Source organism: Streptomyces stelliscabiei (assembly GCF_014873495.1).
In the GTDB taxonomy this organism is placed as follows: domain Bacteria; phylum Actinomycetota; class Actinomycetes; order Streptomycetales; family Streptomycetaceae; genus Streptomyces; species Streptomyces bottropensis.
Genome location: NZ_JADBGF010000001.1, coordinates 1932547 through 1952444 on the forward strand (window position 1 = coordinate 1932547; position 19898 = coordinate 1952444).

At 70.3% G+C, this 19898-nt stretch carries 14 protein-coding genes and 1 rRNA gene; 7 read left to right on the forward strand and 8 right to left on the reverse strand.

The window, feature by feature from the left end; genetic code table 11:
- Nucleotides 1–21 precede the first annotated feature (21 nt).
- A 16S ribosomal RNA gene (locus tag H4687_RS08400) occupies nucleotides 22–1549 on the reverse strand.
- 525 nt (nucleotides 1550–2074) lie between these two features.
- Here H4687_RS08400 and H4687_RS08405 point away from each other — a divergent pair.
- Complete coding sequence (locus H4687_RS08405; RefSeq protein WP_028796696.1) at nucleotides 2075–2524, forward strand: PTS sugar transporter subunit IIA; 450 nt, start codon at nucleotides 2075–2077, stop codon at nucleotides 2522–2524.
- Between the two features lie 77 nt (nucleotides 2525–2601).
- A complete protein-coding gene (gene ptsP / locus H4687_RS08410; protein WP_046912844.1) occupies nucleotides 2602–4272 on the forward strand; it encodes a phosphoenolpyruvate--protein phosphotransferase in 1671 nt (556 codons plus the stop codon).
- A 61-nt stretch (nucleotides 4273–4333) separates the two neighbouring features.
- Here the strand turns inward: ptsP and H4687_RS08415 are convergent, their stop codons facing one another.
- Both H4687_RS08415 and H4687_RS08420 read right to left on the reverse strand, forming a co-directional pair.
- Entirely contained in the window at nucleotides 4334–5242 is a 909-nt protein-coding gene (locus H4687_RS08415) for a hypothetical protein (RefSeq protein ID WP_046912843.1), read from the reverse strand.
- Nucleotides 5243–5323: 81 nt separating this feature from the next.
- Nucleotides 5324–7291 (reverse strand): acetoacetate--CoA ligase, encoded by a 1968-nt coding sequence (locus H4687_RS08420; RefSeq protein ID WP_046912842.1) that lies wholly within the window; start codon nucleotides 7289–7291, stop codon nucleotides 5324–5326.
- Nucleotides 7292–7505: 214 nt separating this feature from the next.
- On the opposite strand from H4687_RS08420, the gene H4687_RS08425 reads away from it, so the two are divergent.
- Complete coding sequence (locus H4687_RS08425) at nucleotides 7506–9872, forward strand: glycoside hydrolase family 31 protein (RefSeq protein WP_046912841.1); 2367 nt, start codon at nucleotides 7506–7508, stop codon at nucleotides 9870–9872.
- A gap of 28 nt (nucleotides 9873–9900) precedes the next feature.
- Here the strand turns inward: H4687_RS08425 and H4687_RS08430 are convergent, their stop codons facing one another.
- Entirely contained in the window at nucleotides 9901–10437 is a 537-nt protein-coding gene (locus tag H4687_RS08430) for an NUDIX domain-containing protein (protein WP_046912840.1), read from the reverse strand.
- A 269-nt stretch (nucleotides 10438–10706) separates the two neighbouring features.
- Between H4687_RS08430 and H4687_RS08435 the strand changes: the two genes are divergently transcribed.
- The 4 genes from H4687_RS08435 (at nucleotide 10707) to glpK (ending at nucleotide 15216) form a co-directional block, all read left to right on the forward strand.
- Nucleotides 10707–11132 carry a Zn-ribbon domain-containing OB-fold protein gene (locus tag H4687_RS08435; RefSeq protein WP_046912839.1) on the forward strand — a complete coding sequence of 142 codons (426 nt, stop codon included), beginning with the start codon at nucleotides 10707–10709 and terminating at the stop codon, nucleotides 11130–11132.
- On the forward strand, nucleotides 11129–12319 hold the full coding sequence (locus H4687_RS08440) for a lipid-transfer protein (protein WP_046912838.1): 1191 nt from the start codon (nucleotides 11129–11131) through the stop codon (nucleotides 12317–12319). Before H4687_RS08435 ends, H4687_RS08440 begins: the two co-directional genes overlap by 4 nt.
- Before the next feature lie 391 nt (nucleotides 12320–12710).
- The gene (locus H4687_RS08445; protein ID WP_046912837.1) at nucleotides 12711–13496 is read left to right on the forward strand and encodes an MIP/aquaporin family protein; all 786 of its coding nucleotides are present in this window, start codon (nucleotides 12711–12713) and stop codon (nucleotides 13494–13496) included.
- 199 nt (nucleotides 13497–13695) lie between these two features.
- Nucleotides 13696–15216 carry a glycerol kinase GlpK gene (glpK, locus tag H4687_RS08450; protein ID WP_046912836.1) on the forward strand — a complete coding sequence of 507 codons (1521 nt, stop codon included), beginning with the start codon at nucleotides 13696–13698 and terminating at the stop codon, nucleotides 15214–15216.
- A gap of 132 nt (nucleotides 15217–15348) precedes the next feature.
- Here glpK and H4687_RS08455 read toward each other — a convergent pair whose 3' ends face one another.
- Genes H4687_RS08455 through H4687_RS08470 form a run of 4 tightly spaced genes read right to left on the reverse strand, consistent with a single transcriptional unit; the run spans nucleotide 15349 to nucleotide 19728 of the window.
- Complete coding sequence (locus tag H4687_RS08455; protein ID WP_046912835.1) at nucleotides 15349–15954, reverse strand: GTP-binding protein; 606 nt, start codon at nucleotides 15952–15954, stop codon at nucleotides 15349–15351.
- A gap of 58 nt (nucleotides 15955–16012) precedes the next feature.
- Nucleotides 16013–16408, reverse strand: coding sequence for a DUF742 domain-containing protein (locus tag H4687_RS08460; RefSeq protein ID WP_005485618.1), 396 nt, complete (start codon nucleotides 16406–16408; stop codon nucleotides 16013–16015).
- 9 nt (nucleotides 16409–16417) lie between these two features.
- Nucleotides 16418–16855 carry a roadblock/LC7 domain-containing protein gene (locus H4687_RS08465; protein ID WP_046912834.1) on the reverse strand — a complete coding sequence of 146 codons (438 nt, stop codon included), beginning with the start codon at nucleotides 16853–16855 and terminating at the stop codon, nucleotides 16418–16420.
- The gene (locus H4687_RS08470; protein ID WP_046912833.1) at nucleotides 16852–19728 is read right to left on the reverse strand and encodes a nitrate- and nitrite sensing domain-containing protein; all 2877 of its coding nucleotides are present in this window, start codon (nucleotides 19726–19728) and stop codon (nucleotides 16852–16854) included. The genes H4687_RS08465 and H4687_RS08470 overlap by 4 nt, the downstream gene beginning before the upstream one ends.
- Nucleotides 19729–19898: the final 170 nt, after the last annotated feature.

Consider the following 19898-nt stretch of genomic DNA (forward strand, 5'->3'; position numbering starts at 1 on the left):
ATCGGTAGAAGTGCTCCTTAGAAAGGAGGTGATCCAGCCGCACCTTCCGGTACGGCTACCTTGTTACGACTTCGTCCCAATCGCCAGTCCCACCTTCGACAGCTCCCTCCCCGTAAGGGGTTGGGCCACCGGCTTCGGGTGTTACCGACTTTCGTGACGTGACGGGCGGTGTGTACAAGGCCCGGGAACGTATTCACCGCAGCAATGCTGATCTGCGATTACTAGCAACTCCGACTTCATGGGGTCGAGTTGCAGACCCCAATCCGAACTGAGACAGGCTTTTTGAGATTCGCTCCGCCTCACGGCTTCGCAGCTCATTGTACCTGCCATTGTAGCACGTGTGCAGCCCAAGACATAAGGGGCATGATGACTTGACGTCGTCCCCACCTTCCTCCGAGTTGACCCCGGCAGTCTCCTGTGAGTCCCCATCACCCCGAAGGGCATGCTGGCAACACAGAACAAGGGTTGCGCTCGTTGCGGGACTTAACCCAACATCTCACGACACGAGCTGACGACAGCCATGCACCACCTGTCACCCGACCACAAGGGGGGCACCATCTCTGATGCTTTCCGGGCGATGTCAAGCCTTGGTAAGGTTCTTCGCGTTGCGTCGAATTAAGCCACATGCTCCGCTGCTTGTGCGGGCCCCCGTCAATTCCTTTGAGTTTTAGCCTTGCGGCCGTACTCCCCAGGCGGGGAACTTAATGCGTTAGCTGCGGCACCGACGACGTGGAATGTCGCCAACACCTAGTTCCCACCGTTTACGGCGTGGACTACCAGGGTATCTAATCCTGTTCGCTCCCCACGCTTTCGCTCCTCAGCGTCAGTAATGGCCCAGAGATCCGCCTTCGCCACCGGTGTTCCTCCTGATATCTGCGCATTTCACCGCTACACCAGGAATTCCGATCTCCCCTACCACACTCTAGTCTGCCCGTATCGAATGCAGACCCGGGGTTAAGCCCCGGGCTTTCACATCCGACGCGACAGACCGCCTACGAGCTCTTTACGCCCAATAATTCCGGACAACGCTCGCGCCCTACGTATTACCGCGGCTGCTGGCACGTAGTTAGCCGGCGCTTCTTCTGCAGGTACCGTCACTTTCGCTTCTTCCCTGCTGAAAGAGGTTTACAACCCGAAGGCCGTCATCCCTCACGCGGCGTCGCTGCATCAGGCTTTCGCCCATTGTGCAATATTCCCCACTGCTGCCTCCCGTAGGAGTCTGGGCCGTGTCTCAGTCCCAGTGTGGCCGGTCGCCCTCTCAGGCCGGCTACCCGTCGTCGCCTTGGTGAGCCGTTACCTCACCAACAAGCTGATAGGCCGCGGGCTCATCCTTCACCGCCGGAGCTTTCCACCACCCACAGATGCCTGTAGTGGTTGTATCCGGTATTAGACCCCGTTTCCAGGGCTTGTCCCAGAGTGAAGGGCAGATTGCCCACGTGTTACTCACCCGTTCGCCACTAATCCCCACCGAAGTGGTTCATCGTTCGACTTGCATGTGTTAAGCACGCCGCCAGCGTTCGTCCTGAGCCAGGATCAAACTCTCCGTGAATGTGTACCCGTAATCGGGTGCAAACCACGAGAGCGGAACAGCCAGGCGGAATAAGCCCAGCCGTTCACAGCGTCCTCGCTGTGTTTGTTTCAAAGGAACCTCGACCACCGGAACACTGCCCGGCGGACGGGGTATCAACATATCTGGCGTTGATTTTTGGCACGCTGTTGAGTTCTCAAGGAACGGACGCTTCCTTTGTACTCACCCAAGAACTTCTTCTCGGGCTTTCCTCCGGGCGCTTCCCTTCGGTGTTCCAAACTCTATCAGCGTTTTCCCGGCCTCTTGACCACCGTCCCGCAGACATGCGGAAGGTGACCCCGAGTTAGGATCTGAACGAGTTTGGTACTGCCGGGCACCGACACCATGTGTCGCTCACCCCCAGGCAGGAGTACGACTGTACATGCGGCCCCGAAGGAGGGGCAAATCTCGCGGAGGGGTGGTCTAGACCTCTTGTGCGAAGCTATCGTGCGGAACGGGTCGTTCATGCGACCTACGCTGCTGATCACTCCAGCTGGGAGGCTTCCCATGACCACCGTGACGTCCCCTCTTGTAGGACGCGCCATCGGATTGGCCGCCGTACCGGACCCCGTGTTCTCGGGCGAGATGGTCGGTCCCGGCACGGCGATCGACCCCGTGCGCGAGGCCGGGGAGGCTCTCGCCCCCGTGGAGGGAGTCATCGTCTCGCTGCACCCGCACGCGTTCGTCGTGGTCGACGGTGAGGGTCACGGAGTGCTGACCCATCTCGGTATCGACACCGTCCAGCTCAACGGTGAGGGCTTCGAGCTGCTCGTCAAGAAGGGCGACACGGTTCGGCGGGGCCAGGCCGTGGTGCGCTGGAACCCCGCCGCCGTCGAGGCCGCGGGCAAGTCCCCGATCTGCCCCGTCGTGGCGCTGGAGGCGACCGCCGACTCCCTCTCCGACCTCCGCGAGGACGGCGAAGTCAAGTCCGGCGACACGCTCTTCGGCTGGCGGTGACGTCAGGGCCGTACCGGGCCATGAGTTCCACAACCACCGCGGTGGCGGGGCCCGCCGCACTATCGGAGACAGGTGAGATGGAGACAACGCTGCGAGGCGTCGGTGTGAGCCACGGTGTGGCCATCGGCGAGGTTCGGCACATGGGAACGGCGGTGCTGGAGCCGCCCGCCAAACAGATCCGGCCCGAGGACGCGGAGCGCGAACAGGGGCGTGCCCGTAAGGCCGTGGACGCGGTGGCCGCCGATCTGACGGCGCGGGGCAACCTCGCCGGCGGCGAGGCCCAAGCCGTACTGGAGGCCCAGGCGCTGATGGCCCAGGACCCCGAGCTGATGGCGGACGTGGAACGACGTGTCGCCGTGGGGAGCACGGCGGAGCGGGCTGTCTACGACGCCTTCGCCGCGTACCGTGCGCTGCTGGCGTCGGCCGGCGAGTACCTCGCGGGTCGCGTCGCCGACCTCGACGATGTGCGGAACCGTATCGTCGCCCGACTGCTCGGGGTGCCGATGCCGGGGGTGCCGGACAGCGACGAGCCGTACGTCCTCATCGCCCGTGACCTGGCGCCCGCGGACACCGCATTGCTCGACCCGACACTCGTGCTCGGTTTCGTCACCGAGGAGGGCGGGCCGACCAGTCACAGCGCGATTCTGGCGCGGGCGCTCGGCGTACCGGCGGTGGTCGCGCTGCCGGGGGCCGGGGAGCTTGCCGAGGGCACGGTGATCGCGGTGGACGGCAGCACCGGTGAGATCTTCGTGAATCCCGGTGCGGAGAAGAAGGCGGAACTGGAGGCCGCCGCCGCTGCGCGGAAGGCCGCGCTGGCGGCGTCGAGCGGGCCGGGGGCGACCTCCGACGGGCACAGGGTTCCGCTGCTGGCCAATGTGGGCGGTCCCGCGGACGTGGCGGCGGCCGTGGAGGCCGGGGCCGAGGGCGTAGGGCTGTTCCGTACCGAGTTCCTCTTCCTGGACGACAGCAGGACGGCGCCCTCGGAGGCGAAGCAGATCGAGGCGTACCGGAAGGTGCTGGAGGCCTTCCCCGAGGGGCGCGTGGTCGTACGGGTGCTCGACGCCGGCGCGGACAAGCCGCTGGAGTTCCTGACCCCTGCCGACGAGCCGAACCCGGCGCTCGGTGTGCGCGGGCTACGGACGCTGCTCGACCACCCCGAGGTGCTGCGGACGCAGCTGACGGCGCTCGCCAGGGCCGCCGAAGGCCTGCCGGTCCACTTGGAGGTCATGGCGCCGATGGTCGCGGACCGAACCGATGCCAGGGCGTTCGCCGACGCGTGTCGTGAGGCGGGGTTGCTGGCCAAGTTCGGTGCCATGGTGGAGATTCCGTCCGCCGCGTTGCGGGCGCGGTCGATCCTGCGGGAGGTCGAGTTCCTCTCACTGGGGACCAACGACCTCGCGCAGTACACGTTCGCGGCGGACCGGCAGGTGGGCGCGGTGTCCCGGCTGCAGGACCCGTGGCAGCCGGCGCTGCTCGACCTGGTCGCGCTGTCCGCGGAGGCGGCCAGGGCCGAGGGCAAGAGCTGCGGTGTCTGTGGCGAGGCGGCTTCGGATCCGCTGCTCGCGTGTGTGCTGACCGGTCTGGGGGTCACCTCTCTGTCCATGGGCGCGGCGTCGATCCCGTATGTGCGGGGGACGCTGGCGAAGTACACGCTGGCGCAGTGCGAGCGTGCCGCGGCTGCCGCGCGGGCGGCGGACACGGCCGAGGAGGCTCGCGGCGCGGCGCGGGCGGTGCTGTCGGGCGAGTAGCCGCGGCGATCGGTCGGTGCCGAGGGGCGCTCCACCTGCGGGTGGGGCGCCCCTCGCCCGTTCAGTGGGTGTGTCCGTCCCTGGCCGGGCCTCCCCCGCCGGCGTCGTCCCCGAGGTCGGGTGGGGCGCAGTAGTCGACTCCGGACTCCGGGGAGACCAGGTCTCCGGATTCCACGTCGGTGCAGTAGGCGTCGAAGACCTCTCCCGCGGTGAGGGGCTGGAGGCCCTCGCCGCGCAGGCGCCAGCCGTAGACGCGGTCGGTCGTGCCCGGGGCGGTGGTGCGCATGACGAGTCCGCCGGGGCTTCGGGTGGCGATGCCGAGGGCCAGGACGGTGGCGAACTCCAGGGCTTCCGACTCGTCGAGCCGGGTGGGGCCTTCGTCGTTGCGGTCGGCGTGGAGGACGGCGGCCAGTGCCTGGGGCTGGGCCGAGACGCTGCACACGAGGTGGCGTTCGCCGGGGGCTGCGGTGTCGAGGATGCGCCTGAGCAGGTGCGTGGCGCGGGCGAAGGCGGCGCGTCCGATGTCCTCGCCGCAGGAGGCGCAGTCGCCGATCTGGGCGAGGAGTGTGGTGGCGTACTCCCAGGTGGCGAGGCGGACGGCTTCGTCGATGAGGTCGGGGACGAGCTCGGCGAGGGGTTGTCCCTCGTACGGGACGGCGGCGCCGGTGGCCGCGAGTTCGGCGGTGAAGCGGGTGCGGCTGTCGGGGGTGTCGGGTTCGAGGCCGGTGTCGGCGCAGAACGCGGCGTACTCCTCCGGGTCGAAGAGGGCGACGGTGGTGTGGTTGCCCTGCGCGGCGAGGGTCCGAAGCAGGGTTTCCACCTGGCGGAGGTAGGTCGGGTGGTCGTCGAAGGCGAAGCTGCGGTAGCGCCGCATCGCGGTGAAGTCGTGCTCGTCGGCGAGCAGGCCGATGGTGCCCGCGATCTCGCGGCGCAGGACTCGGCGCATGCTCGGGTGGCTGGTGTGTGTCATGGCTTCCCCCTGTGCGAGTCGTCGATCAATGCTCACTCACAGTAATCGTCGGCACTGACAACGAGGCTCGCGTGAGGGTGGTCAGGCTCGTTCGCGGGCCAGGTCCTCGTAGAAGCGCAGGAGTTCGAGGTTGTCGATGGAGCCGGCGTTGACCGCCTTCTCCAAGGGGGTGCCCTGGAGGAGCCGTTTGACGGGGACCTCGATGCGTTTGCCGGTGAGGGTGTGCGGGACTCCGGGGACTTCGATGACCTCGTCGGGGACGTGGCGGGGTGAGAGGTGTTCGCGGATGGTCCGCTTGATGCGGCCGAGGAGGGCTTCGTCGAGGGTCGCGCCGGGGGCGAGGTGGACGAAGAGGGGCATCCAGTAGCCGCCGTCGGGCTGTTCGATGCCGATGACGAGGGACTCCTTGATCTCGGGGAGTCGTTCCACCGCTTCGTAGATGTCGGCCGAGCCCATGCGGACGCCCTGGCGGTTGAGGGTGGAGTCGGAGCGGCCGTGGATGACGACGGAGCCTCGGGAGGTGAGGGTGATCCAGTCGCCGTGGCGCCAGACGCCGGGGTAGGTGTCGAAGTAGCTGTCGTGGTAGCGGGTGCCGTCGGGGTCGTTCCAGAAGTGGATCGGCATGGACGGCATGGGGTTGGTGACGACGAGTTCGCCGACCTCGTCGACGAGGGGTTTGCCGCTGGGGTCCCAGGACTGGAGGTCGGTGCCGAGGCCGGGGGCCTGGAGTTCGCCGATGTGGACCGGGAGCGTGGGGACGGCTCCGGCGAAGCAGGAGCAGACGTCGGTGCCGCCGCTGACGGAGGCGATCCAGAGGTCTTCGCGGACCTCGTCGTGGAGCCAGCGGAAGCCGTCGGGCGGGAGCGGGGAGCCGGTGGTGCCGACGCACTGGACGCGGGAGAGGTCGTAGTCGCGGCCCGGGTGGATGCCGGCCTTGCGGCAGGCCATGACGTAGGCGGCGGAGGTGCCGAAGAGGGTGGCGCCGGTGCGTTCGGCGACGCTCCACTGGGCGCCGGTGTCGGGGTGGCCGGGGCTGCCGTCGTACAGGACGACCGTGGTGCCGGTGAGGAGGCCGGAGACGAGGAAGTTCCACATCATCCAGCCGGTGGAGGTGTACCAGAAGAAACGGTCCTCGGGGCCGAGGTCGCAGTGCAGGCCGAGCTGTTTGAGGTGTTCGACCAGGATGCCGCCCTGCGACTGGACGATGGCTTTGGGGAGGCCGGTGGTGCCGGAGGAGTAGAGCACCCACAACGGGTGGTCGAACGGGACCTGTTCGAAGACCGGCGGGACGTCGGCGGAGGTCAGGGCGGACCATTCCAGGGAGCCCTCGGGGGCCTGCGTGCCGAGGACGGGGATGTGGACGACGGCGCGCAGGGTGGGCAGTTCGCGGCGGAGTTCAGCGACGATGTCGCGGCGGTCGTGTTCCTTGCCGCCGTAGCGGTAGCCGTCGACGGTGAACAGGACGACGGGTTCGACCTGCTGGAAGCGGTCGAGGACGCTGCGGGCGCCGAAGTCCGGGGCGCAGGAGGTCCACACGCCGCCGACGGCGGCCGTGGCGAGGAGGGCGACGACGGCCTCGGGGATGTTCGGGAGGTAGCCGCTGACGCGGTCTCCGGGGCGTACGCCGAGGGCGCGGAGTTCGGCGGCGAGGGAGCCGACCTGGCGGCGCAGCTCGGTCCAGGTCACGGGGCGGGGTTCATGGGTCTCGTCGACGTGGAGCAGGGCCGGTTCGTCGGCGCGGGTGTCGGCGGCGCGCAGGGCGTGTTCGGCGTAGTTGAGGGTGGCTCCGGGGAACCACGCGGCGCCGGGCATGGCGTGGTCGCCGAGCACGCGCGTGTAGGGGGTGGAGAACCGTACGTCGAACCACTCGGTGACGGCTTTCCAGAACGTCTCGAGTCCGTCGACGGACCAGCGGTGCAGGGCCGCGTATCCGCCCTCGGCGGGGGCTCCGTGGTGTTGGGCCGCCCAGGATTGGAACGCGGTGATCCGGGCCTCGGCGACGCGCTCCGCGTCGGGCTGCCAGAGCGGCGAGGGGTTCGCTGAGGTCATGGGGCGGCTCCCGGGGCTGTGCGCGTGGTGTGCGGCGGGCGCGTACGGGCAGGGGTGTGCGCGTGACGCGGCTGACACGGACGATGCCATGTGATCGACTTCCGCACCAGGGTGAGCCGCGGATCGACGGCTGCGTGAACATGTGCTGCCATCACGGGTGAACGGTAGTTGAACGGCTCACACGAATCGGCCGGGCGGTGGCAGGGTGAGCAGCATGGACGGTCGTGACCTGGTGCGTTCGGTGAAGGCGATCGGTTCGGCGGGGGTGGCTCAGGGGCTGCGGACCGTGCGGGCCGCGTGGCGCAGGAGGCGTGTCGACGCCGCCGCGTTGCCGGCGCGGGGCGCCGAGCGGGCCCGGGTGCCCGGGGCGGTGGTGGGTGTGGAGCCGGGCCCGGGCGGCGGGGTCGTCCGGTTCGGCCGGTCGGCGTTGCGGGTCACCGTCGATGTGAACGGAGCGGTGTTCTGGGGGTGGGACGGGGCCGGGCCCGAGCCGTCGTACGCGCTCGCGGGCCGGTGCCCGGAGCCCGATCCGCGGGCCGTTCTGGAGCCGGACAAGGACGGCGGCTGGCGGGTCGTGGCCGAGCGGGTGACGGTCGTGGTGTCGCGGCTCGGTGCCGTGGAGGTGCGTACGCCCGGTGGAGTGACGTTGCGGCGTGATCTGCCACCCCGGTGGTGGGAGCCGGTCGGCGGGGGCGAGGGGCGCTGGGTGCAGCGTTCCGAGGTGGCGGCGGACGCGCGGTTCTTCGGGCTGGGGGGCCGGGCGGCCGGGCCGCGGTTGCGTGGCGGAACGTATCGGCTGTGGAACACCGACCCCGGCCGCCCGTTCGCGCCCGCTGACGATCCGCTGTATCTGACGATGCCGGTGCAGATGGTGGTGGCCGACGCGGGCACGCATCTGGTGTTCCACGACACCACGTGGGACGGCACGGTGACGTTGCGGGAGGGCGCGGAGGGGGCCGGGTCCGGGCACGACCGGGCCGGGACGTCCGAGGTGCGGATGGACGGCGGTCCGCTGCGCTGCTGGGTGGTCGTGGGCACACCCGCGCGCGTGCTGCATGCCTGGGCCGCCCTGACCGGCGCTCCGGCGCTGCCGCCCGCGTGGGCGTTGGGACACCATCACGCGCGCCGGGGTTTCGGGAGCGAGCAGGAGGTGCGGCGGATCGTCGCGGGCTACCGGGAGCACGGTCTGCCGCTGGACGCGGTCCATCTGGACATCGACCACCACGACGCCAACCAGGGGTTCACGGTGGATGCGGAGAACTTTCCGAAGCTGCCGGATCTCGCCGACGAGCTGCGGCGGGACGGGATCCGGCTGGTGTCGATCGTCGACGCGGCGGTCGGGGCGCGGCCCGGCGACGCGGTGTACGACAGCGGGACGGCCGAGGACGTCTTCGTGCGGGATGCCGCCGGGCAGGTCGTGGAGGGTCTCGCGTGGCCGGGAAGATCGGTCTTCCCGGATTTCACGAGCCCGCGCACGCGCGCGTGGTGGGGCGGTCTCTACGAGGAGCGGCTGGCGCAGGGCTTCGCCGGGTTCTGGCACGACATGAACGAGCCGACGTCGTTCACGGCGTTCGGCGAGAACACGCTGCCCCGGTCCGTCCGGCACGACCTGGAGGGCAGGGGCGGCGATCATCGACAGGCGCACAACGTGTACGCGCTGTGCATGGCCCGTGCCGCGTACGAGGGGCTGCGCCGGCTGGTGCCCGAGGAGCGGCCGTTCGTCTTCTCGCGGTCCGGGTGGGCCGGCCTCCAGCGCTACGGGGGGACCTGGTCGGGGGGCGTGGCGACGGGCTGGCCCGGGCTGCGGGCGTCGCTGTCGCTGGTGCTGGGGCTCGGTCTGTGCGGGGTGCCGTACTCGGGTCCGGACGTGGGCGGGTTCGACGGGAGGCCGTCGCCGGAGTTGTATCTGCGGTGGTTCCAGCTCGGGGCGTATCTGCCGCTGTTCCGTACGCATGCGGGTCTGCGGGCGGGGCGCCGGGAGCCGTGGGAGTTCGGGGAGGGGGTCGTCGGGCACGCGCGCGTGGCGCTCGTCGAGCGACGGCGGTTGCTGCCGTACTTCATGACGCTGGCCCATCTGGCGCGTCGTACGGGGGCGCCCTATGTGCGTCCGCTGTGGTGGGGGGCGCCCGAGGACCGGGCGTTGCGTGACTGCGAGGACGCGTTCCTGCTGGGTGACGGGCTGCTGGTGGCGCCGGTGCTGGATTCGGGTGTGGAGCGGCGTGCGGTGCGGCTGCCGCGGGGGCGCTGGTACGACACGGTGACGGAACGGGCGTACGAAGGGCCGGGGCAGGTGCTGCTCGACGCGCCTGTGTCACGTATCCCGGTACTCGCGCGCGCGGGTGCCGTGCTGCCGGTCCGGGGCGCCGACGGCGGCCTGGAGCTGGAGGTGTGGGCACCCGCGCGCGGGCGGACGGGGGGCGGGCTCGTGGTGCCGGACGCGGGCGACGGCTGGGACGAGCCGGAGGTCGAGCGGTACACGGCGCGCTGGGAGGGGCCGCGTGTGGTGGTGGAGCGGGACGGGGACGAGGGCCCGGCCGAGCCCGCGTATCCCGTGCGGGTACGCGGGCTCGGCCGGGAGTGAGCCGGCTCGGCTCGACGACGGGTTCGACTCAGATGTAGCGGCCGTCGAAGAACGCCTTGACGGCCAGGGTGTGCAGGGGGAAGGCGAGTTCGGTGGGCCTGCGCAACAGGTGCCAGCCCTCCGTCTCGTCCGTCGCGACGGGCGGCGGCAGGGCTGCCGCCGGACGCTCCGGGAGGAGCCCGAACAGCAGCAGATGGCCGTCGGGTGAGCTCATGGCGTCGGCGAGGCGTACGTCGCGGTCGGCCGCGCAGATGCCCGTTTCCTCCTTGAGTTCACGGACGACGGCGTGCCGCCAGTCCTCCCGGTGGTCGATGAAGCCGCCGGGAAGGGCGATGCCCCCGCGCGCGGGGGCGATGGTCCGTGTGATCACCACGAGGGCCGTGCCCTTGGTGTCGTACACGGGCTGGAGAGCCACCGCGACGGGAAGCGGATTGCGGTAGGCCACTGTGTGGCAGGCCGCGCAGGTGCGGGGCCAGCCGGACACGCCCTCTCCGTAGGGCGCTCCGCATCTCGAACAGTGCGAGTCCGGTGCGGAGTTGGCGGGTGGGTGTTGGTTCGGGGACACGCGGCGGACTGTATCCGATCATCTGCTCGTCGTCTCGCCGGGGCGGCTCAATGCGCCACCTCGCCGCACGCGCGGGTCACCCGTGGTACGCGGGAGGGCCGGCCGGAACCACCCCCGTGGGCCCCGGCCGACCCTCCCGATACTGCGACGCCGACCGGGGCTCGTCGGTTCTCCCGCGACCTGCCCAATTCGAGATGCCCGTGGAAGAATTCTGACGGACCATCAGATCTTCTCGCCAGGGAGGGATTTTGTCGCGAATTCGCACACCTGTGGTCACCGGATGGTTCACCGGGGAGGGCGAGGGGTTCCGGCTGCTCGCCACGCGCTGTTCGGCGTGCGCCTCGGTGTTCTTCCCCCGTGAGGACATCCGCTGCCGCAACCCGCACTGTCCCGGCGGCGATCTGGGCGAGGTCCCGTTGTCGCGCCGGGGCCGTGTGTGGTCGTACACCGACGGCCGGTACCGGCCTCCGTCACCCTACGTGTCCGATCCGGAACTTCCCTGGGAACCGTACGCGTTGATCGCTGTGGAACTGGCCGACGAGCGCCTCGTGGTGCTGGGACAGGCCGTTCCCGGGGTCACCGTCGCCGATCTGGCGGTGGGCATGGAGGTGGAGGTCGTCCCCGGTGTGCTGCACGAGGACGCGGAGACGACCTGGACGACCTGGCACTGGAGGCCGGCGGGGGTGGGGGCGTGACGGGCGAGGTGGCGGTGCTGGGCGCGGGCATGCACCCGTGGGGCAAGTGGGGGCGGAGTTTCGTCGAGTACGGGACGGCGGCGGCACGCGCGGCGCTGACGGACGCGGCGGTCGACTGGCGGGACGTCGGCTCGATCGTCGGCGCGGACACGGTACGCGGCGGCTATCCGGGCTATGTGGCGGGGGCGACCTTCGCGAAGGCGCTCGGCTGGCAGGGAGCCCGCGTGACGAGCGTGTACGCGGCGTGCGCGTCCGGGGCCCAGGCGGTCGCCACCGCGCGGGCCCAGATCCTCGCGGGCCTCGCGGACGTGGTGCTCGTCGTGGGCGCGGACTCGGCCCCGAAGGGGTTCTTCCGGCCGGCCGGCGGCGATCGGGCGGACGATCCGGACTGGCTGCGGTTCCGGATCCTCGGGGCGACCAACCCTACGTACTTCGGGCTGTACGCGCGGCGGCGGATGGCGGTGCACGGGGACACGCCGGAGGACTTCGCGCGGGTCAAGGTGAAGAACTCCGCCCTGGGGGCGCTCAATCCGTACGCGCGCTATCGCAAGCGGGTCACCCCCGAGGAGGTCGCGGCCTCCGCCGTGGTGGCCGATCCCCTGCGGCTGCTGGACATCTGCGCGACCTCGGACGGGGGCGCGGCGCTGGTGCTGTCCAGCCTGGAGTTCGCGCGGCGGCACGGTGTGCGTGAGCCGGTGCGGATACGGGCGGTGTCCACGGTGACGCCCCGCTATCCCCATACGGTGCTGGATCTGCCGGACATCGCCACCGACTCGGCGGTCGCGGTGGCCGCGCCGGAGGAGACCTTCCGGGCGTCGATCGCGCGGGCGGCGTACGAGGAGGCGGGTGTCGGGCCCGAGGATCTCTCGTTCGCCGAGGTCTACGACCTGTCCACGGCACTGGAGTTGCAGTGGTACGAGGATCTGGGACTGTGCGGCGAGGGGGAGGCCGCGAAGCTGCTGCGGGACGGTGCGACGGCCCTGGGCGGGCGGACACCCGTGAACGCCAGTGGAGGGCTGGCTTCCTTCGGAGAGGCGGTTCCGGCTCAGGCGATCGCTCAGGTGTGTGAGCTGGTGTGGCAGTTGCGGGGCGAGGCGACCGACCGGCAGGTCGAGGGGGCGAGGGTGGGGATCAGCGCCAATCAGGGGTTGTTCGGGCATGGGTCGGCGGTGGTCGCCGTTCGGTGATCCTCGGGGTGCGTTGGGTGCGCGGGGTGCGCGGTTCTGTCGGGCCGTCAGGGCATGCTCCGGGTCGCGCGCGCTCGGGTGCGCCCCGGAGCCGCTCTCAACCGTTGTCGTCCGTGTTCTTGACGCCCCCTGGGTGCCGGTGAACACTTCCGGGTGTCGGTCGGCATCGCCGCATTCGGGCCTCTTTGCGCACTGCCTGGCACAGCGCCGCTCGGGCCTCGCGCCCGCGCAACAGGCCACTCCCCACGGGCGATTCCGCTGCGACGGCACGCTCGTCACGGACGCCGGGCGGGGCGCGGGTCTGCCTGCCTTCGGCCGAAGTAGCCATGGGAACGCACCCTGCACGGAAGGTCCGGGGTCGATCGCTCCGGGCCGGGGCCAAGGAGCCGCCATGAGCAACGGAGACATATTCGTCGGTGAGGTCATCGGTACGGCGATCCTGATTCTCTTCGGCGCCGGTGTGTGCGCCGCCGTCACCCTCAGGTTCTCGAAGGCGAGGGCGTCGGGCTGGATCGTCATCGCGTTCGGCTGGGGCTTCGCCGTGCTGGCGGGCGCCTACACCGCCGCACCGCTGTCGGGCGGACACCTCAACCCGGCGGTGACGATAGGGATCGCGGTCGACACCGAGGTCTGGGACAAGGTCTGGGTGTATCTGCTCGGCCAGCTGGTCGGCGCGATGCTCGGCGCGGTCCTCGCCTACCTCGTCTATCTCGCTCAGTTCCAGGCGAACGTCCGCAAGGAGGGCACCACGGAGGGCACGGCGCACGAGCCGACGCCGACCCTCGGGATCTTCTCCACCATCCCGGAGATCCGGAATCCGGTCGCCAACCTGATCACCGAGATCATCGCGACGATCGCCCTCGTCCTGCCGATCCTCGCGTTCGGCCGGAACACGGGCATCGGCATCGGTCAGATCCCCGGCGAGGAGGCCGGGATCTACGGCTCCGGCATCTCGGTCCTGCTGGTGTCCTTCCTGGTCGTCGGTATCGGTCTCTCCCTCGGCGGACCCACCGGCTACGCCATCAACCCCGCCCGTGACCTCGGCCCGCGCATCGTGCACACGTTCCTGCCGATCCCCAACAAGGGCACCTCGGACTGGGGTTACGCCTGGATCCCGGTCGTCGGGCCCCTGGTCGGCGGTGCCCTGGCCGGCCTCGTCTACAACGCGGCCTTCTGACGCGACCGACCCAGGACGTGCGGTGACGCAGGACGCGCAGTGACGCAGGACGTGAAGAGACGCACGACGTGAAGGGACGCACGACGTGCACTGACGCACGACGTGGGCCACCGTAAGACGTGAGCCGCCGCAGACGTGAATCGGCGTAGGACGTGAATCGCCGCAAGACGTGAAGAGACGTAAGACGTGAGGGGATGCCATGCCGGACAACGCCCAGAAGTACGTCGCCGCCATCGATCAGGGCACCACTTCGAGCCGCTGCATCATCTTCGACCACGGCGGCGCGATCGTCGCCGTGGACCAGCGTGAGCACCGCCAGATCTTCCCCAAGCCGGGGTGGGTGGAGCACGACGCCACCGAGATCTGGTCGAAGGTGCAGGCGGTGGTCGCCGGGGCGATCGCCAAGGCGGGTCTGCGCGCCGATCAGATCAGCGCGCTCGGGATCACCAACCAGCGGGAGACGACGGTCCTGTGGGACCGCGCGACGGGCAAGCCGGTGCACAACGCGATCGTCTGGCAGGACACGCGTACCTCGGCGCTCTGCAACGAACTCGGCGGCACGGACGGCCAGGACCGGTTCCGCGAGCAGACCGGTCTGCCGCTGGCCAGCTACTTCTCCGGGCCGAAGGCCACCTGGCTCCTGGACAACGTGCCCGGCCTCAGGGGCCGCGCCGAACGCGGCGAGATCGCGTTCGGCACCATCGACTCCTGGCTGATCTGGAACCTGACGGGCGGCACGGACGGCGGCCGGCACGTCACCGACGTCACCAACGCCGGGCGCACCATGCTGATGAACCTGCAGACGCTCCAGTGGGACGCCTCGATCCTCTCCGCGATGAACATCCCGGAAGCGATCCTTCCGGAGATCAGGTCCTCCGCCGAGGTGTACGGCACCGCCGTGGGCCCGCTCGCCGGGGTACCGGTCGCGTCGGCGCTCGGTGACCAGCAGGCGGCGGTGTTCGGCCAGGCCTGCTACGACGTCGGCACGGCGAAGAACACCTACGGCACCGGCAGCTTCCTGCTGCTCAACACCGGGAACCGGCCGGTCGCCTCGAAGAACGGACTGCTCACGACCATGGGGTACAAGATCGGCGACGAGGCGCCGGTGTACTGCCTGGAGGGGTCGATCGCGATCACGGGCGCCCTGGTGCAGTGGTTCCGCGACCAGCTCGGCATCATCCGCAGCGCCGACGAGATCGAGCCCCTGGCGCGGAGCGTCGACGACAACGGCGGGGCGTACATCGTGCCCGCGTTCTCGGGCCTGTTCGCCCCCTACTGGCGCTCCGACGCGCGCGGGGTCGTCACCGGACTGACCCGGTACGTCACGAAGGCGCATCTCGCCCGCGCGGTGCTGGAGGCGACGAGCTGGCAGACGCGTGAGGTCGTGGACGCCATGTTCCAGGACTCGGGGGTGCGCATCACGACGCTCAAGGTCGACGGCGGCATGACCCGGAACAACCTGCTGATGCAGCACCAGGCGGACGTCCTGGACGTGCCGGTGATCCGGCCGCAGGTCTCGGAGACCACGTGCCTGGGCGCCGCGTACGCGGCCGGGCTCGCGACCGGGGTGTGGGACGGCCTCGACGAGCTGAAGTCGCACTGGCGCAAGGACGTCGAGTGGACACCTTCCATGGAGTCCTCCGTGCGGGACCGCGAGTACCACAACTGGCGTAAGGCGGTGGAGAAGAGCCTCGGCTGGCACGAGGACGACGTGCGCTGAGGAGGAGGGCGCCGGGGGACCGGGGCACGCGCGTGTGCGCGCTCGCCCGCGCGGCACGCGGACCGTGGGTCCACGCGCGCGTGTCATGAGGCCACGGCTCGTACCCCGGTCGGCGGGGGTACGGGCCGTGCTTCAGGTGGTGGCCGGCTGGCGGTGGTCCGTCGCGTACCGCATCGCGTGCCGGACGACGGAGACGAGGACGTCCTTGACGGAGTCCCGGCGGCGGGCGTCGCAGAGCACGATCGGCACCTCGGGATCGAGGTCGAGGGCCTGTCGGACGGTCTCGGCGGGGTAACGCGCGGCGTCGTCGAAGCAGTTGACGCCGATCACGAAGGGTATGGAGCGCCGCTCGAAGTAGTCGACGGCGGCGAAGCAGTCCTCCAGACGGCGCGTGTCCACCAGCACCACCGCGCCGAGGGCACCGGAGGCGAGCTCGTCCCAGAGGAACCAGAAGCGGTCCTGGCCGGGGGTGCCGAACAGGTACAGGACCAGGTCCTCGCGGAGGGTGATCCGTCCGAAGTCCATGGCGACGGTGGTGGTGGTCTTGTTCTCCACACCGCTGATGTCGTCGACCGGGCGGCCCGCCTCGGTGAGCACCTCCTCGGTGCGCAGCGGCTTGATCTCGCTGACCGCGCCGACGCAGGTGGTCTTGCCCACGCCGAAACCGCCGGCCACGAGGATCTTGAGCGTGACGGGCTCGACCGGAGGTGTGCCGCGCTCAGAGCGCCCGAGGATCATCGGTCCTTCTCCTGCTGGATGGTTGGCTGTCACGTATCCACTCCGCTCTCCGTGCTGTTCACAGCGCCCGGAGGCCGTTGATCACGTCGCGCAGAATGCTCTCGTCGACCAGCTCGGCGGGCGGGACGGGACGGGTGACGTGGACGAGTTCCTCGTCCACGAGGTCTCCGACGAGGACGCGGACGACCCCGACGGGAAGGTCCAGGTCAGCGGCCAGTTCGGCCACCGACTGGGGGGTGTCACGGCACAGCTCGACGATACGGACGTGTTCAGGGGAGAGGGAGTGGTCCTCTTCCGGGTCGTCGACGTGCGGTTCCGTGACGACCACGGCGATCAGGTCGAGACGGTGCTGGATCGCGTGATTGGTCCGGCCGCGCGTCATCGCGTACGGACGCACCACTGGTCCGGCCTCGTCGTCGAACCAGTGGCTTCTTCCCTGACCGTCTCGGCTCATGCCGTCCCACTACCCGCCCTGGGGCACATCGGCGCGCGGGGCGGAGCCCAGATGCACGCCGACCCGCTTGACCAGGAGGGTCATCTCGTAGGCGACCTGGCCGATGTCGGCGTCGGCGTCGGCGAGGACGGCGAGGCAGCTGCCGTCACCGGCGGCCGTGACGAAGAGGAAGGCCTCGTCGAGTTCCACGACGGTCTGGCGGACGCTGCCCGCCTCGAAGTGGCGGCCGACGCCCTTGGCGAGGCTGTGGAACCCGGAGGAGACGGCGGCCAGGTGCTCGCTGTCCTCCCGGGTGAGGTCGGCGGAGACGCCCGTGGGCAGTCCGTCGCTGGAGAGCACGAGCGCCTTGCGGATGCTGGCGACGCGCTGGACCAGGTCGTCCAGGAGCCAGTTCAGCTCCCCGGACGTGCCGGTCGCGGTGTGCCCTTCGGCCTTCGGTGCGGTCATCGACCGTCCCCCTTAGTCGTTCCTCGTGGTGCCGAGACGTCCTGGGCGTCGTCGCCCTCGGCGTTCTCCTCGCGGCCGCGCCGCCAACCGTGCTGGAGCGAGGCCATACGGCTGCGTACCTCGTCGGCGTCGCGTTCGGTCGGCTCCGGGTACCCCGCGGAACGGGACCTCTCGCGTTCGGCGCGCCGGTCGGGGCCGTCCTTCAACTGCGGTGCCAGGTTGGCCTGTCGGACGCGACGGGGCAGCGGGCTCGGTGCTGATTCTGCCTGGTCGGTCGTCGTGTCCGCACGTGGGGTCGGCTCGCCCGAGCCGTACCGCGAGGTCATCGGGGCCGCGCCGCCCTCAGGGGTCGTACGGCGGCGCTGGGGCAGGGCGGGGCCCTCGTACCCGCCCGGGACCAGGGGGTCGGCGTGGTGTCCACCGGGGAGACCGGCGGGCCCGGGGCGGTCGGCTCCGGGGTGGGCCGGCGGTTCGGCGCGGTCGCCGCGCAGGGCGCTGAGCGGCCTGGTGTCGGCGATCGGGCCGGCGCCCGCCGTACGGCCCTGCTCCGGCTCGTCCTCGGCGTGCCTCGGCCTCGCACCGGCCACCGAACGGCCGTGCGAGCTGACGAGATGCGGGGTCCGGCGCTGGGGCAGCGGTACCGGGCCGAGCGTCGGGTCGGGATCGGTGAGGGGTGCCGGGCGTGCTTCGCCGTCGCGCGTCGGCTGCTGGTGCTCGTCGGCGACACCGGTGAGGGAGTGCCGGGGCCGGAACAGTCCGCCCCGCTCGGCGTCCTCGTCGCCGAGGGCGCCCGGGAAGCCGACCAGGGGCTCCCGGTCGACGGGGGCCTCCAGCTCCACCGGGCCGTCCAGGATGGCGGCGGAGAGGCCCGGGAGCCGGACCGGTACCTGGGAGAGCGCAGCGTTGCGCTCGTCCTCCAGCTCGGCCTCCCGGGTGGGATGGGCGCGGTCGAGGCGGAAGCCGATGCCGTTGGTGTCGGGGACGTCGTCGGTGAGCAGCGCGTCGGGGATGAACAGCACGGCCGTGGTGCCGCCGTACGGGGAGGGCTGGAGGGAGACGCGGACCTTCTGCCGCTGGGCGAGCCGGCTGACCACGAAGAGACCGAGCCGGTCGGTGTCGGAGAGTTCGAAGTCGGGGGTCTCGGCGAGCTTGAGGTTGGCGTCGAGGAGCGCCTCGGCCGACATGCCGAGGCCCCGGTCGTGGATCTCCAGGGTGAAGCCGTTGGCGACGCGCTCACCGAGCACCTGTACGGCGGTGTGCGGGGGCGAGAACACCGTGGCGTTCTCCAGGAGTTCGGCCACGAGGTGGGTGAGGTCGGCGACCGCGGGGCCGGTCACGGCGACCCGGGGCAGCCGGCGCACCTCGATCCGCTCGTAGTCCTCGACCTCGGCGACGGCCGCGCGGACCACGTCCATCAGCTGGATGGGCTTGCGCCACTGCCGGGACGGGGCCGCTCCGGAGAGGATGACCAGGCCCTCGGCGTGGCGGCGCATACGGGTCGTCAGGTGGTCCAGGCGGAACAGGTCGGCCAGTTCGTCGGTGTCCTCGGTCCGGCGTTCCATGGTGTCGAGGAGGGTGAGCTGCTTGTGCAGCAGGACCTGGCTGCGGCGGGCGAGGTTGACGAAGACCTCGGAGATGCCGCTGCGGAGTTCGGACTGCTTGACGGCGGCCTCGACGGCCGCCCGCTGCAGGGTGTTGAGGGCCTGGCTGACCTCGCCTATCTCGTTCCTGTCGTACTCCAGGTGCGGGACCTCGGTCTCCACGTCGACCTGTTCACCCGCGGCGAGCCTGCGCATGACGCTGGGCAGTCGCACCCCGGCGGTCTCGTGGGCCTCCTGGCGGAGCCGGCGCAGGTCGCGGATGAGGACCCGGCCGATGCGCACGGACATGAAGAGGGAGACGAGCAGGGCGAAGAGGCCGAGGACACCGGCGACGGCCGCCTTCAGGATGACGCTGGTGGCCAGTGGGCTGACGCGGTCCTGGTAGCGGTCGCCCGCCTCGACGCTGAGGTCGCGGAGATCGGAGAGGACGGGCTCGACGGCGCTGTCCCAGGTCTTCGCGGTGACCCCGCTCGGCCGGCCGGGGTCGGAGGCGATGACGCCCTGTTCCACCGAACGCAGGGGCGCGGTGTTCGCGTTCCGCCAGTAGCGGTGGAAGCGGTCGCGTTCGGCCGCGGGCAGCTGCGGCAGGCTGATCTCGTAGAGCAGGGTGCGCTGGGCGACGAGGTCGGAGAAGTCGCGGATCTCGTCCTTGGTGATCCGGTTCGCCACGAGCACGGAGCTGAGCAACGCGTCCTCGCGGGAGAGGAGTTCACGGGCCCGGCCGACGTTGATCAGGGCGCGGCCCTGCTTGTCCATCTCCACGCTGTCGAGGGCGGGGAGGTTGGACAGCAGGGTGAAGCAGGGGTCGACGAGGTCGTTGTAGTGGCCGAGGGCCTTGGCCGCGCTGACGGTGCCGCTCTCGACGGTCGTACGCAGCGACGGCAGGCCGTCGAGGGCGTCCAGGATGGCCGTGAGCCGCAGCGAGGTCGACTCGCCCATCTCGTCGCGCAGGTCGGTCTTCTGGGCGTGCTCGCGGAACTCGTCGACGGCCGCGTCCGTGGCGGACCGGCTGCGGTCGAGCGCCTTCAGCGCACCGGAGGCCCGGGGGTCGGCGAGGTAGACGAGGGTTTGGCGGCGCTCCTGCTGGAGCACACGGATGGTGTCCTCGGTCGGGAAGCCGACCTCCTCCACGATGTCCGCCACCCTGAAGAGGTCGCTGGCCTCACGGCCCGTCAGCACCGTGGCGAACGTCCAGACACCGGTCAGCGCCACCAGGGGCACGAGCAGCAGCGCCACGATCTTCCGGCGGATCGATTTCCCGCGAAAGCGCATGGCCTCCCCCAGCTCGACCCCCGCCAGGCCCGGGGGCACACATGTGCGTCAACAAACGGCGTGAGCCTACTACCGACTCACACGTATCTCGAAGCGCCGGAGGCACCTCCTCCGCACCCAAGGCGAACCGGACAGGGGGAGTTGTCCGTCCTTTGGGGGAGATTGCCTCC

Excerpts from the sequence above, each read along its gene's own strand:
- H4687_RS08405 (WP_028796696.1), top strand. The coding sequence starts at position 2,075 with ATGACCACCGTGACGTCCCCTCTTGTAGGACGCGCCATCGGATTGGCC.
- ptsP (WP_046912844.1), top strand. The coding sequence starts at position 2,602 with ATGGAGACAACGCTGCGAGGCGTCGGTGTGAGCCACGGTGTGGCCATC.
- H4687_RS08415 (WP_046912843.1), bottom strand. The coding sequence starts at position 5,242 with ATGACACACACCAGCCACCCGAGCATGCGCCGAGTCCTGCGCCGCGAG.
- H4687_RS08420 (WP_046912842.1), bottom strand. The coding sequence starts at position 7,291 with ATGACCTCAGCGAACCCCTCGCCGCTCTGGCAGCCCGACGCGGAGCGC.
- H4687_RS08425 (WP_046912841.1), top strand. The coding sequence starts at position 7,506 with ATGGACGGTCGTGACCTGGTGCGTTCGGTGAAGGCGATCGGTTCGGCG.
- H4687_RS08445 (WP_046912837.1), top strand. The coding sequence starts at position 12,711 with ATGAGCAACGGAGACATATTCGTCGGTGAGGTCATCGGTACGGCGATC.
- glpK (WP_046912836.1), top strand. The coding sequence starts at position 13,696 with ATGCCGGACAACGCCCAGAAGTACGTCGCCGCCATCGATCAGGGCACC.
- H4687_RS08455 (WP_046912835.1), bottom strand. The coding sequence starts at position 15,954 with ATGATCCTCGGGCGCTCTGAGCGCGGCACACCTCCGGTCGAGCCCGTC.
- H4687_RS08460 (WP_005485618.1), bottom strand. The coding sequence starts at position 16,408 with ATGAGCCGAGACGGTCAGGGAAGAAGCCACTGGTTCGACGACGAGGCC.
- H4687_RS08465 (WP_046912834.1), bottom strand. The coding sequence starts at position 16,855 with ATGACCGCACCGAAGGCCGAAGGGCACACCGCGACCGGCACGTCCGGG.
- H4687_RS08470 (WP_046912833.1), bottom strand. The coding sequence starts at position 19,728 with ATGCGCTTTCGCGGGAAATCGATCCGCCGGAAGATCGTGGCGCTGCTG.